At 41.6% G+C, this 13,505-nt stretch carries 9 protein-coding genes and 1 pseudogene; 5 read left to right on the plus strand and 5 right to left on the minus strand.

What is annotated here, in order from left to right; all coding sequences use genetic code 11:
- Nucleotides 1–227: 227 nt before the first annotated feature.
- The gene (gene cax, locus AACS98_RS20280; protein ID WP_066383253.1) at nucleotides 228–1,316 is read right to left on the minus strand and encodes a calcium/proton exchanger; all 1,089 of its coding nucleotides are present in this window, start codon (nucleotides 1,314–1,316) and stop codon (nucleotides 228–230) included.
- Nucleotides 1,317–1,827: 511 nt separating this feature from the next.
- On the opposite strand from cax, the gene AACS98_RS20285 reads away from it, so the two are divergent.
- Nucleotides 1,828–4,455 carry a DUF3536 domain-containing protein gene (locus tag AACS98_RS20285; RefSeq protein ID WP_066383256.1) on the plus strand — a complete coding sequence of 876 codons (2,628 nt, stop codon included), beginning with the start codon at nucleotides 1,828–1,830 and terminating at the stop codon, nucleotides 4,453–4,455.
- Between the two features lie 112 nt (nucleotides 4,456–4,567).
- Here the strand turns inward: AACS98_RS20285 and AACS98_RS20290 are convergent, their stop codons facing one another.
- The 3 genes from AACS98_RS20290 to AACS98_RS20300 all read right to left on the minus strand — a co-directional run bounded on the left by AACS98_RS20290 (nucleotide 4,568) and on the right by AACS98_RS20300 (nucleotide 7,692).
- Entirely contained in the window at nucleotides 4,568–4,813 is a 246-nt protein-coding gene (locus AACS98_RS20290; RefSeq protein ID WP_066383259.1) for a hypothetical protein, read from the minus strand.
- 41 nt (nucleotides 4,814–4,854) lie between these two features.
- The gene (locus AACS98_RS20295; RefSeq protein ID WP_066383261.1) at nucleotides 4,855–5,100 is read right to left on the minus strand and encodes an HNH endonuclease; all 246 of its coding nucleotides are present in this window, start codon (nucleotides 5,098–5,100) and stop codon (nucleotides 4,855–4,857) included.
- A gap of 156 nt (nucleotides 5,101–5,256) precedes the next feature.
- Nucleotides 5,257–7,692, minus strand: coding sequence for a dynamin-like GTPase family protein (locus AACS98_RS20300; protein WP_066383264.1), 2,436 nt, complete (start codon nucleotides 7,690–7,692; stop codon nucleotides 5,257–5,259).
- A 485-nt stretch (nucleotides 7,693–8,177) separates the two neighbouring features.
- Here AACS98_RS20300 and AACS98_RS20305 point away from each other — a divergent pair, with 485 nt between their 5' ends.
- Nucleotides 8,178–8,636, plus strand: coding sequence for a YbhB/YbcL family Raf kinase inhibitor-like protein (locus AACS98_RS20305; RefSeq protein ID WP_066383266.1), 459 nt, complete (start codon nucleotides 8,178–8,180; stop codon nucleotides 8,634–8,636).
- A 254-nt stretch (nucleotides 8,637–8,890) separates the two neighbouring features.
- On the opposite strand, the gene AACS98_RS20310 is transcribed toward AACS98_RS20305, so the two are convergent.
- Nucleotides 8,891–9,334: a DUF2267 domain-containing protein gene (locus AACS98_RS20310; protein ID WP_066383268.1), complete on the minus strand. Its 444-nt coding sequence runs from the start codon at nucleotides 9,332–9,334 to the stop codon at nucleotides 8,891–8,893.
- 380 nt (nucleotides 9,335–9,714) lie between these two features.
- On the opposite strand from AACS98_RS20310, the gene AACS98_RS20315 reads away from it, so the two are divergent.
- The 3 genes and pseudogenes from AACS98_RS20315 to AACS98_RS20325 form a co-directional block, all read left to right on the plus strand.
- On the plus strand, nucleotides 9,715–10,797 hold the full coding sequence (locus AACS98_RS20315) for a class I fructose-bisphosphate aldolase (protein ID WP_066383271.1): 1,083 nt from the start codon (nucleotides 9,715–9,717) through the stop codon (nucleotides 10,795–10,797).
- Nucleotides 10,798–11,027: 230 nt separating this feature from the next.
- Entirely contained in the window at nucleotides 11,028–12,194 is a 1,167-nt protein-coding gene (locus tag AACS98_RS20320) for a pyridoxal phosphate-dependent aminotransferase (RefSeq protein WP_066383278.1), read from the plus strand.
- A gap of 535 nt (nucleotides 12,195–12,729) precedes the next feature.
- Nucleotides 12,730–13,440 (plus strand): annotated as a pseudogene (locus tag AACS98_RS20325) (SulP family inorganic anion transporter); the annotation flags it as partial.
- Nucleotides 13,441–13,505: the final 65 nt, after the last annotated feature.

Raw genomic sequence — 13,505 nt, forward strand, 5'->3', positions numbered from 1 at the left:
GTTAATTGTCAACTGTTGACTGGGTAAAAATCTTCTCCCCCTGCTTCCCCTGCTTCCCCTGCCTCCCTACTGTCATATCTTGCACCATTCTCAATCAGCTCCAGGCGATGCACACCCAACAACCTAAAACTCAGGTTTTGAACAACTTGTAAGCAATGCCCACCCTACAAAAATTATCTACAAAAATTAGCATCAAGGAACGGGTGCAAGATGTGTGTTCTACAAAACTACCCCAAACCATCAATAATCGGGTGAAAGTAAAAGGCACAGCCTAACACTGTATAGGCGGCTAATAGTAAAGTGCCTTCTAACCAATTGGACTTACCATCAGAACTAATACTATTAGCAATTAACACTGATACAGCGACGGCTACTAATTCAAACGGCTGAAAATCTAAATCCATTGGTTGACCAAATATCCACCCAGCAATGACTAACACGGGGGCGACAAATAAGGCAATTTGCATACTGGAACCCACCGCCACCGATAAAGACAAATCCATTTTATCTTTCATGGCGACGGTGATGGCTGTGGCGTGTTCGGCGGCGTTACCAACGATAGGAACTAATATCACCCCGGTAAACAGTGCTGTCAAACCCAACTGAGAAGTAGCAACTTCTAAAGAATCAACCAACAATTCTGACTCTAATGCCACAAACAGTGTGCATACTAACAACACACCACTCCATAACCACATATTAGGTTTGCTATGGGTTTCTTCGCTTTCGGTTTCTGCAACTCCCACATCATATAAATAGGCGTGGGTTTTCATGGAAAATAGCAGCGTCAAAGCGTAAACCAAAATTAACACTACTGCCACAGCCAGAGATAAATATTGCAGGGTTTGTTCACCAATTCCCTTAGATGTATAGTTCATCGCTGTCGGGAGCAAAATCGCTATTACTGCCAAATTCATGGCAGAAGCATTTACTCGCGCCACAATCGGTTGAAATGTTTGTTCTTTATAGCGCAGTCCGCCCAACAGCATCGACAGCCCCATTACTAGGAGTAAGTTACCAATAATTGAGCCGGTAATACTGGCTTTGACGACATTCACTAGCCCAGCTTTCAAGGCTACCAAAGCAATAATTAATTCTGTAGCATTGCCAAAGGTGGCGTTTAACAACCCGCCAAGAGTCGGCCCTACTACCACAGCAATTTCTTCTGTAGCTGTACCCATCCAAGCCGCTAGGGGGAGAATGGCTAAAGCGGCGGTGATGAAAACGGTTAACTCTCCCCACTCTAGAAAATGGGCGGCTAGAGAAATGGGGATAAACAGTAATAAAAACAGAAAAACAATGTTTTTGACTGACATTTGTGACTTTTAGTTGAGAGTTTGATCCACAGGTATCTGTGATGGTTAAAAATATACCTAGAGTGTACAACCAGAGTCTAAGATACTCTCAACTTTCCCTAAATCTACTCAGAAATTATACTGTTGATAGCTTGAAGACTAATTATGTAAACTATGATTGCAATTTGTGAATTTTTCTCAATCTTTTGTAGCAAAAATATCAACTTTAGCCGCAATTTTATCTCAAAAATGGGTTTTAATAAATTAAAAGAAAATTAAATCTTTGATTGGCTCTACCAATTAAAAAACCAACTAAGGCGTGATTTATTGGCTGATAGTTTCATGACTGTGGGGAAACAGCTGTGCAGGAACGCAGATTTACGATAATAATAAGATTACAGGCTTTGCAATTGAGCTGTATCCCATAACTCTTGTTTTAGTCTATACCGGATTAAGCTTTTAAACTTCTGGAGAAAGTTTAAATTGGATATTTCCGGCGTAAGTGTAAGTTTTTGTTTTTGGATAAATATACATGACTTCTGCTGCTGAACTGCCAGCTAGTGCTGGCTCAACATCAACATCAAAATTAACCACCAAACAGGCTCATCAAGGTGATCCCTTGAGTAAAGCTAATGGTGTGTATGTCACCGTGCATGGTCATTTTTACCAGCCACCACGGGAAAATCCTTATCTGGATGCGATAGAACGTCAACCGAGTGCTGCGCCTTTCCATGACTGGAATGAACGCATTCACTGGGAATGTTACCGCCCGAATGCTTTCGCCAGAGTCTTAAATGACCAAGGGGAAGTAGTGGGAATCGTGAATAATTACGAATATATGAGCTTTAACATCGGCCCTACGCTGATGTCATGGCTAGAACGCTATGATGTGGAGGTTTATCAACGAATTTTGGAGGCGGACGCGAAAAGTTGTCAGCGTTTGCATGGTCACGGGAATGCGATCGCCCAAGTGTATAATCACATTATTATGCCTCTGGCGAATGAACAGGATAAACATACCCAAATTCGCTGGGGTAAGGAAGACTTCCGCAGTCGTTTTGGTCGTGATCCCGAAGGGATGTGGTTAGCTGAAACCGCCGTAGACTACGCAACTGTAAAGGCTTTGGTGGCTGAAGGTATTCGCTTTATTGTCCTGGCACCATCTCAAGCCCAGCGTTGTCGCCCTTTACCAACTCAAGATGATCCCCAACCAGAATGGCACGAAGTCGGCGGTAGTCAAATTGATCCCACCCGTCCCTATCGTTGCTATTTGAAGGGAAGTAAGGGAACTACCAACAGTCAATATATTGATATTTTCTTTTACGATGGCCCGATTTCACGGGACATGGGTTTTAGTGATGTGGTTTATAGTTCTAACCACCTAGCCGGGCGTATTGGTGCGGCGGTGCGCGGGGATCATCGTCAATCGCAATTAATTTCTGTGGCGACAGATGGGGAAACCTTCGGACATCATAAGCGGGGAACAGAAAAAACCCTCGCCTACGCTTTTATTAAAGAGTTTCCGCAGCACAATTGGACGGTGACAAACTTTGCTCACTACCTAAGCTTACATCCTCCCGCTTGGGAAGTAGAATTAAAACCGGTGACGGCTTGGAGTTGCGCCCACGGTGTAGATAGATGGCAAGATGACTGTGGTTGTGGTGGTGAAGGTGGGGTATGGCATCAAAAATGGCGGCGACCGTTGCGGAATGCTTTAAACTGGTTGCGGGATCAGTTGGTGGAAGTGTATGAAGAATATGGTCAACAATTTTTCCGTGATCCTTGGTTAGCACGGGATGAGTATATTCAGGTAATACGCGATCGCTCTGCTGCTAATGTGAGTCGATTTCTGTCTCGTCATCAAACCCACAAACTCACCGCCGCCGAACAAGTAGACGCTTTACGTTTGTTGGAAATGCAGCGTCATAGTTTGTTGATGTTCACCAGTTGCGGTTGGTTTTTTGAAGAACTTTCTCGCCCAGAGGGAACCCAAATTATGCGTTACGCCGCCCGTGCGTTGGAACTGGCGGGTGATGTGGCTGGTGTGCAATTAGAAAAAGGTTTCCTCAAACGCTTGGGTTTAGCCCCTAGTAATGTTCAGATTTTTAAACATGGTGCAGAAGTTTATCGCCAACTGGTGCAAACTGCCCAAATTACTTTTAAACAGGTAGCTGCCCATTATGCCATTTCTTCCTTATTTAATGCTCAGGGATCAGCCCCCGGTCATCAGCACAAGCGTGTTTATTGCTACTCTGTGAATGAGATAGATTACCAATTGCAACGCATGGGAGCATTAACCCTAGCCGTTGGGAATTTAAAGCTAGTATCTGATATTACCTGGGAAAGTGAAAATTTAGTGTTTGCAGTGCTGCATTTAGGCGGCTGGGATTTTCATTGCTGTATTCAACTATTTACTGGTAGACGCGACTACAGCCAATTAAAAGATAAGCTGTTTACTTCGCTGCAACAAGCTAGCGCAGCACAAACTATTTTAGCGATGACACAGTTATTTGCTGGTGAAGCTTATAACTTACAAAATCTGTTTGCTGAGGAACGTCACCGGATTATGCGGTTACTCAGTCAGGAAACGCTCTCAAGGTTAGACCAATTATACACCCAAGCTTACCGCGATAATTATGGTGTGATTATGGCGTTTCACCGGGATGAGTTGGCTGTACCGCAAGAGTTACAGGTAGCGGCTGAGATTGCGTTGGGGTATCGCTGTATGTCAACATTGCGATCGCTAGAACAGGATATCAGCGAGCCGTCTTTGATCGGGATTTATATAGTAGAATTGGAGGCGATCGCGACTGAAGCTAAACATTTACGTTGTCGGTTAAATATTCCTGAAGGTAAGCAGATACTAGAACAGGTAATTTTGCGCTTACTTTGGAGGTTGTTACACGATAGTAATGGTAGTTTTGCTACAGATATCCAATCTTTAGAACGGTTGATTGATGTAGGATATCAGTTAGATATTGACATTTCTGTACATCAATCTCAAGAGTTATATTTTAGCTGTTTACACAGTCAAATTTTACCTTTGTGTGTTGCTGGTCAGAGTAATCATGAGGGTAGTAGTCAGTGTTTACAGTTGCTTAAGTTGGGGGAGAGGTTAAAAGTTGATGTGAGTCAGGTATCCGAAAGGTTGGATTTTTAAACGCGGAGGGGCGCGGAGGTTACGCGGAGGTGCGCGGAGGGTTTAAGAGGAGTTTTCCGGTTTTGTGAGAAGGTTAGGGTGCGTTTATTGGGTAACGCACCTGATTTTTTATTTAATTTTTGAATGGGCGACGGCAACGGTAAGGATACAGCCATTCACAGCGAAAAATTCCGCCTGTATGTTTTTCTAAAAATGTTCCAGCGTGGCGACTTTTGGAAATATTAATACCAGCTTTGGTTTTAACTTCGTATAACCAAGGGAAAGCTATTACTAAAGTAACCATTGTGACAGAAATAGCAATTAATGTAGTTTTCAATTGCGGGAACTTTTTGTAATTGCTGTTACGGTTTTGAAGCATAAATTCTCAAACTGACAATTAACCTGAGATGCCATCTTAACCTATGTTTTAAAATGTCGCCGGAAGCGGTTGTCAAGTTTATCAGTTTTGCGCTGGTTACAGGTGAAGCAGAGGGTATGTAAGTTGCTCATATCATTTTTTCCCCCACGCGCCAAGGGAATAATATGATCAATCGTCAAATCTGTTTCTAAACCTGTCTTCCCGCAACTTTGACATTGATATCTGTCACGTTGAAATACATATTTTCTCACCTCTGGCGGTATACGAATACGTGGAGTTTTATTCATAATTATCACATTCTACCTGTTTAAACTCATTTCCCATATTAACCTCTCTTCCTCTCTGCGCCTCTGCGCCTCTGCGTGAGAAAATTCCATATCTCCCGGATAAACCCAAGAATAAAAACAAAGTCCGCCCGCGCGGACTTCAAGAAAAAACCAAGCCTAAATCTCTACTACATTCTCTAACAAACCATCAGAAAAATTTGCCAACACCTCTGACTCACTCATATTAATCACAGGTAAAAGATGCTCATATAACTGCATAGCTTGTAAACAACCATTAATATTACTCACCGCCAAATTATAAGCCTCAATTTTTTGCTCAACAGCATCAAGTAAACGCCGATTATTAGCAATCTTCTCCTCAGCTTCTTTTTGCAGAGTTTTTTCTAAATAAACCCGCGCTTGGGGATACTGCTGTAAAATCTCATCCGCTTGTGTCTCAGTAATAGGTAACAATTGACTTTTGAGGATTTGGTTAATAGTCTGACGGAAAGTTCTGCGGATAGCTTGCGAAACTTTTGGTTCAAAATCTAATTTTAATAACTGCCTAATTGCTGGCTCGGCTTCCACCATACTTTCACAGTCATAACTTTGGGAAGTTTGCTGTAAGGTTTGGCGAAATTGATAGATGGAAAAAGTCCCTTCATCATAGAATAAAGGACTTTCTCTCACAAAGCGATCGCACTCTACACTCGCTGCATCGACTAACGACTGCGATACCTGTTTTTCTACAGCTTGTAACTTCTGTTCAATCCCCGCATCATTCCCCAACAAACGATACAATTGCCGATAATATTCTGATTTACGTACCCTCTCCATTAAGCTTTGGAAAAGATTTGCTATCAGTTGACAGGAAGATTCTATGAGAATGTCTTCTAATTGATTGGCTAAATAATAAAATGCCTCTACTAAAATTGCTAGTAAGGGTGCGGTAGCGTTGCGCGGATGACTCAAGGTTGCACGACGATAAGCATCAGCTACAGAAAAGCTGTCTAATAACTCATCTAAACGGCGAATCATCCGAGATTGTAATTGTTTAAAATCAGCCTCAAACCCATCACAACCATTATTAATTAACTGATTCACTTCTGCGTTAATATGCTGACTAAAATCTTTACCAACTTGTTGCAGTTGTTGATTGAGACGTTGTAATTCATAAGCTCTCATCGTCTCAATTTCACGGGGTTGACTATCTAAATCTCGGTACAATGATTGATAGTGTTTTTTCAGGTTAATACAAATATCTTCCAAATCATCGGCGAGATTTTGAAAAAGCTGGGGACGCTTTTCTTCGGTGAGATAACGAGTGATAGCTGTGCGGAATTCCTCAATTCCACTGTCGAGAATGATTTGATTAATTAGCGGTGTTCCCTGTTCTTTTAAAATTCTCACATAGTTAGTATTTGGTGATTCATAACCATTCAGAGAAATTCGGAAATTTGTAGAAGTGAGTTTTCCAGAGTTGACACAATAATTATTGAAAGCATAAACAAACTGTGGTGTTTCTTCCTCACCATTTACACCTTGCACGCTGTCGGCAAAGATAGAGTCTAACCCAAATCTATCTTGTTCGCTTGTCTGTTTAATTTGACTGCCGAAAAATCCGAGTAAGCCACTGGTTTTATAAACTCGACTGCTATCGCGGAATTGTGTGTTAATTAAATTATCCAGTCGTTGCCTTAACTGGGTATTATACCAAGTTTCATCAATGCGGTTGAAGACATAAAACACGCGATCGCGTATTCCTGCATTCTCGCGCATTTTTTCTAAAAGTTCGGTTTCTTCCTTTGTCATATCACCAGCCGCCGCAGGTTTCAGCACACACACCACCGCCGATGTATCGGGATGTTGAATTTTGGCGTAAGTTAACTGTGCATCTTTCTCTACTGGCGCATCAATACCAGGGGTGTCAATAATTACGTTACCATCTTTTAATAAGGGATGGTGACAATAATATTCAATCTGTTTTAAAACTGCGCTGTTACTACCACGCCGCGCATATCCCGCCGCTTCTTTGAGGTTAGAAAAGTTAAATTGCTCCATTGAATAGGTAGCATGATTAATTGTATGAATATGTTGGCGGTTAGCTTCATATCCTTGCAACAATAATATTAAAGCTTTGGCTTGTTTAGCACGTTCTGATTTACTCTCGCCTCCTTCTTGCTGAATAATCGCTTCGCATCCTTGATACAATAAGCTAATTACTTCAGCTTGGTTGATGTTTGCTGCTGTTTTAAATCCTAATTGTTGACATAGATAAGCCGCTTGTTCCCTAATTTCTGCTTCACTTAAAAAGGTTAAAACTACTCTTTCTTGATTGGGTTCTGCATATTCAATTTTACATTCTGTACCTGTGGCGTGTCCTTCTGCACTATACAGCAACTCTCGTTCTAGCAGGGCATTAATTAACATTGATTTACCCGCGCTAAATGCACCCGCAAACACAATTTCAAACCTGGGAGAAATCGCTTTACCTAGAGAAGTTTGTACAGGTGTAATATCTTGCGATCGCAAAGTTGCTTCTTGATGTAAAAGTTGCAAGATAGACTCAACTTGCTCTTTCAAATTATCACACTGATCCGGCAGTTCTGACATTACGATACCATGATAATATTTGTATTATATTTTAATAATTGCTTGATGCTTGTGCTTCCGTAATCTTACTTACAGTCAACTTCAGTAGGTTCATATCCATCTGAAGGTGGGCATTGCCTATAGTGTCAAACTCAGGATTTGAGCAAATTGCCAGCAATGCCCACCCTACAATAATTGTCTGACGCTAAATCTTAAGTAGTCACGCACTATTAAATACGCTGCGTTGCCCGTTGCTTTAACGCACCCTACAATTTCATATTTATTTAAGTAGCTGGTTGCAATTAAATATAAAATGTGGGATGGGCCGACTGTCAACAGGCTAGAAGCCTGTTCCACTATCTAACAATTAATTAAGCCTACTTATTTAGATGATAAATTGCCACTTGAGAAAGAGGAAAAAATAACTTTTCCAATATTAGGATGATGGCATACAATCATCAAATTTGAATATCCCCTTTAACAAATATCTACCTTCACACAGAACCATGAGACTGCTAAGTGATAGTTTTTCAGCCGATGGCATGATTCCACTCAAATTTTCTTGCGAAGGTGAAGGAATTTCCCCTTCCTTGAAGTGGGAAGATGCGCCAAGAGAAACTCAAAGTTTCGCGTTGATTGTCGATGATCCAGATGCACCAAATCGCACCTTTGTCCACTGGGTTCTCTATGATTTACCTCACCAAACTAACAACTTACCCGAAGCAATTCCTAATACACCAATGTTAGATGGCAATGGAATTCAGGGTAAAAATGATGGTGATGAATTTGGTTATTTTCCCCCCTGTCCCCCGAAAGGAACTCATCGTTATTTTTTCAAACTTTATGCACTTGATAGTCCTTTAGGATTAGATTTTGGTGCTAGCAAAGAAGAAATCGAAGCGGCTATGTCAGGTCATATTTTGGCGACGGCAGAGTTAATTGGACGTTATCAAAAACATCGTTAAACGCAGTCAAGCAAATGTAGAGACGTTTCAGGAAACATCTCTACATATAGCGTTTTTTAGTGCAATAAGGCAACAATTATCTGCGTTTATCTGCGTCCATCTGCGTTCAATTAGACTGTACCTGACGGGAATGGGAATTGTTAGAGCATATTTCATGTGAGTGAAGTACATAAGGGCGGGCAAGATGCCCACCCCACAAGATTTGTCATCTTAAATCTTTACTTCATTTACTTGCAAAGTGCTGTATATTCGCTTTAAGCACGTACTTCTTCAGGCCAAAGTTCTCGCAAAACTGGCGGCAACATATTAATTACGTCTGCAATTTCGCCTCTTGTGACTCGTTCAGCCAAGAGTTTAAAAACAGCGCGAACTACAGCTTCAGCATCAATATCTGGATCTGAGGTGCGGAAGTAATCACGGATATGTTGGAGAAATGCTTCCTTGGTTCTATCTTTAACGGGAGTTGCCCCTGGTCGCCAGTTTTCGTAGTAGAATCCCCCTAGTAAAATGGGTAATTGCGCGCCTAAATGAGCAGCTTCTTCTATTGTCAGGCGATCGCGCAATGCGTGCAAGGTGGCACGCAACCCTTGAAATACTTTGTGTTTGTTCTCCCATCCCAATTTATTGCATAGTTCATTCACCCAAGGGATAGTATTCTGCACAGTCGTATCAAAGATATCTAATCCTGTCATTGTCATTTTAATAGCTCCTATGTTCGGCTCAATCTACTCAGAGCAATATTGAAGAGAAAAGTAAATTTCTAAAGTCATCCTAAGAAAGTCATTAGTTAACTCTCTTCTGGCTAATGGGGTGTGATGTTTTATCTCCTAATCTATCTCAGGTATGAGTTAGTTATTTAGACAGATTTTTAGGCTGCTGCGTCAGTTGTATCCCATCTGTTTGTTTATAGGAATTATTCCTGATGTAGCATGATCAAATAAACTATTGATTGGTAATTGTATATTTATCTCAGGACAGATTTATATCTAATTTTGCCCAGATAATTAATGCGGAATTAATCAGAATAAGATGTTATCTTAAGGGCAAAGGTCATTTGCTGATATCAAAGGAAAACGCTATGACTACAACGCTATTAGAAGCTAACTCTATTGAGTCATTGCTAGGAAAAGAAGCAGAAAACCTGTTGACATACAAAGCTAAAGTTTCTCCAGAGTTGCTGCATTTACCGGGTTCTGACTTTATAGATAGAGTATGGTTGAATAGCGATCGCTCTCCCCAAGTATTGCGTAATCTTCAGCAAATTTATTCTACAGGTCGCTTGGCCAATACTGGTTATCTCTCCATTTTGCCAGTAGATCAAGGCGTTGAACACTCAGCCGGTGCATCATTTGCACCTAACCCAATTTACTTTGATCCAGAAAATATTATCAGACTAGCGATCGCCTCTGGTTGTAATGCGGTAGCTACCACTTTAGGGGTATTGGGGAGTGTCTCCCGGAAATACGCCCACAAAATCCCCTTGATTGCCAAAATCAATCATAACGAATTATTAACTTTTCCCAATCAATATGACCAAGTATTATTTGCTGATGTAGAACAAGCTTGGAATTTAGGCGCAATAGCAGTAGGCGCAACCATTTATTTTGGTTCAGAACAATCTACTCGCCAAATTCAAGAAATTAGCCACGCTTTTAAATATGCCCATGAATTGGGAATGGTGACAATTCTCTGGTGCTATTTGCGAAACAGTGCCTTTAAACAAGATAAAGATTATCACGTAGCGGCTGATCTGACTGGACAGGCGAATCATTTAGGTGTGACAATTGAAGCCGATATCATTAAACAAAAACTCCCAGAAAATAATCGTGGTTATGCAGCAGTAGCCAAAGCCACAGGTGAAAGTTATGGTAAAATTGATGAACGAGTATACACGGAATTAACCACCGACCACCCCATTGATTTAACTCGTTATCAAGTATTAAATTGTTACTGCGGACGGGCAGGTTTAATTAATTCTGGTGGCGCGTCTGGAAAAAACGATTTTGCCGAAGCTGTGCGTACTGCGGTGATTAATAAACGTGCTGGTGGTACAGGTTTAATTTCTGGGAGAAAAACTTTCCAAAAACCCTTTGAGGAAGGAGTAAAATTATTTCACGCCATTCAGGATGTTTATTTATCGCCAGATGTGACAATAGCCTAGGCTAGACTAGAAAAATTTCCCTGTTGTTTAGTTACGAATTTGTCAGCGATCAAAACCCGATTTTCTGGAATCAACCGGGGTTTTTTCAGGCGTAAAATCAGATTCCTAGCCATCTATGTGCAGAATCATACAACTTTGCTCTAGCCGCTAACCTCATACCTCACCCCTATATTTCAGGCGGATTCTGGGATATCCTAAAGTAAGTGAAAGATTTGCCAAATAAAGAAAGAATGAAGCTGGCAGCAAGAGTAAGTCAGGTAACACCTTCACTAACCTTAGCGATCGCCGCGAAAGCTAAGGCGATGAAGGCAGAGGGTATTGATGTTTGTAGTTTTAGTGCTGGTGAGCCGGATTTTGATACGCCAGCGCATATCAAAGCAGCAGCCGCCAAGGCTTTGGAGTCAGGCAAAACCAAGTATGGCCCAGCCGCCGGTGAACCAAAGTTAAGGGAAGCGATCGCCCGCAAGCTACAATCTGATAATGGTTTAGATTACAAAGCAGAAAATGTCATCGTCACTAATGGCGGTAAGCATTCTCTGTACAACTTGATGGTCGCATTGATTGACCCTGGCGATGAAGTAATTATCCCGGCCCCCTACTGGCTGAGTTACCCGGAAATGGTAACTTTAGTGGGTGGGAAACCAATAATTATTCAGACAGATGCTTCCACGGGTTATAAAATCACCCCAGAACAACTGCGAACAGCTATTACCCCCAAAACCAAGCTATTTGTCCTCAACTCCCCATCTAACCCTACAGGGATGGTGTACACGCCAGAGGAAATCAAAGCTTTGGCACAGGTAATAGTTGATGCAGATATCTATGTGGTATCTGATGAGATTTACGAAAAAATTCTCTACGATGGCGCACAACATATCAGCATCGGTTCGCTAGGAAAGGAAATTTTTGAGCGCACCTTAATCAGTAATGGGTTTGCCAAAGCTTACTCCATGACAGGTTGGCGACTCGGTTATTTAGCCGGGCCTGTGGAAATGATTAAAGCCGCTAGTACCATCCAAGGCCATAGTACATCTAACGTGTGTACCTTTGCCCAATATGGGGCGATCGCCGCTTTAGAAAGTCCCCAAGACTGTGTAGAAGAAATGCGTCAAGCATTCGCCCAACGGCGACAGGTAATGTTAGATCGACTCAACGCCATCCCCGGCTTGAGTTGTCCTAAACCAGACGGTGCATTTTATCTATTCCCCGACATCAGCAAAACCGGCTTAAAATCCCTCGAATTTTGTAATGCCTTGATAGAAGAACATCAAGTAGCAGTCATTCCAGGTATTGCCTTCGGTGCTGATCACAATATTCGCCTGTCCTATGCTACCGATTTAGCAACCATTGAAAAAGGTATGGATAGGTTAGAAAAGTTTGTGCGTAGCCGGATTTAGCTATTCATCAAGTTAGGGTCTACAGAAGTTGTAGACCCTACAACTTCACAAATTACACCAAAATTCTGTAGCAATTTTGATTGCAAATGTAAAGTTTTATGTGATATTGTTAAGTCTGCTAATGACATTCAACCTAAAAGAATATTACTCAAGCTTGAGTATATATTCTAGTTGCTCTAAAAATTGATAGAAATGTGCAGACTACCAGAAAATTTACTTTATTGTCAAAAAATAAATAATCCACCATAAAAGCAGATAGTTAGTAGGCTGCGTCAGTACGAATAATTTCTTGGTATATCAAGGGTTTTTCTGACTGAAGTCCCTATATATTGGATATTTTTTAAAGTTGCAAGTCTCTTAACGAAAAAAACTATTGCAATGTCTTAACAGCTTGCGGATAACATCAGAATTTCCGCGATCCAAAGTTTAACCCCACTGGAAAACTGCACCGACAGCAAAAGGGGTTTCAATGGGGTATTGCTGGTAATTTGGCTAATTTTTTGTTTCCAGAATTAAACCTGAAGTGGAGGCTAATTTGAATAAAACAGTTTGGCACAGAGAATGGTTCTCTAATGTCAAAGCAGACATCTTGGCAGGTACTCTAGTCGCCTTAGCACTGATTCCAGAAGCGATCGCTTTTTCAATTATTGCAGGTGTTGACCCCCAAGTAGGGCTATACGCCTCCTTTTCTATCGCCGTGATTACAGCCTTTTGTGGCGGCAGGCCCGGTTTAATCTCAGCCGCTACTGCCGCAATGGCGTTGCTGATGATTAACTTAGTCAAGGAACACGGACTAGAATATCTGTTAGCAGCGACAGTATTAACGGGAATTTTGCAAGTTATCTTTGGCTGGTTAAAGCTAGGCCGCCAGATGAAATACGTTCCCCGCGCTGTGATGATTGGCTTTATTAATGCCTTGGCTATTTCCATCTTTATGGCGCAGTTACCCCAATTGATAGGAGTTCCTTGGCAAGTCTACCCAATGGTGGCGGGAACGTTGGCGATTATTTATATTTTGCCCCGATTTACCAAAGCTGTACCTTCGCCTTTAGTGGCGATTATTGTAATTACAGCCATTGCGTCTATTGGTGGGATTAAAGTCCCGACAGTCGGAGACATCGGTGGCTTTCCTGCATCCCTACCCAGTTTCAAACTGCCCCAAGTCCCCCTGAATTTAGAGACACTACAAATTATCTTTCCCTATGCCTTCAGTATGTCGATTGTGGGTTTATTGGACTCATGGTTAGCTTAAACAAAAAGAAGCCTCTCACTCACTGCGTTCGCGCAGCGTCTCGTAGAGAAGCAGGAGTG

It is taken from the genome of Anabaena sp. CA = ATCC 33047 (assembly GCF_963870205.1).
Lineage (GTDB): Bacteria > Cyanobacteriota > Cyanobacteriia > Cyanobacteriales > Nostocaceae > Trichormus.

What these genes read in the sequence shown, in the direction of transcription:
- cax (WP_066383253.1), bottom strand. Translation starts at nt 1,316, where the DNA reads ATGTCAGTCAAAAACATTGTTTTTCTGTTTTTATTACTGTTTATCCCC.
- AACS98_RS20285 (WP_066383256.1), top strand. Translation starts at nt 1,828, where the DNA reads ATGACTTCTGCTGCTGAACTGCCAGCTAGTGCTGGCTCAACATCAACA.
- AACS98_RS20290 (WP_066383259.1), bottom strand. Translation starts at nt 4,813, where the DNA reads ATGCTTCAAAACCGTAACAGCAATTACAAAAAGTTCCCGCAATTGAAA.
- AACS98_RS20295 (WP_066383261.1), bottom strand. Translation starts at nt 5,100, where the DNA reads ATGAATAAAACTCCACGTATTCGTATACCGCCAGAGGTGAGAAAATAT.
- AACS98_RS20300 (WP_066383264.1), bottom strand. Translation starts at nt 7,692, where the DNA reads ATGTCAGAACTGCCGGATCAGTGTGATAATTTGAAAGAGCAAGTTGAG.
- AACS98_RS20305 (WP_066383266.1), top strand. Translation starts at nt 8,178, where the DNA reads ATGAGACTGCTAAGTGATAGTTTTTCAGCCGATGGCATGATTCCACTC.
- AACS98_RS20310 (WP_066383268.1), bottom strand. Translation starts at nt 9,334, where the DNA reads ATGACAATGACAGGATTAGATATCTTTGATACGACTGTGCAGAATACT.
- AACS98_RS20315 (WP_066383271.1), top strand. Translation starts at nt 9,715, where the DNA reads ATGACTACAACGCTATTAGAAGCTAACTCTATTGAGTCATTGCTAGGA.
- AACS98_RS20320 (WP_066383278.1), top strand. Translation starts at nt 11,028, where the DNA reads ATGAAGCTGGCAGCAAGAGTAAGTCAGGTAACACCTTCACTAACCTTA.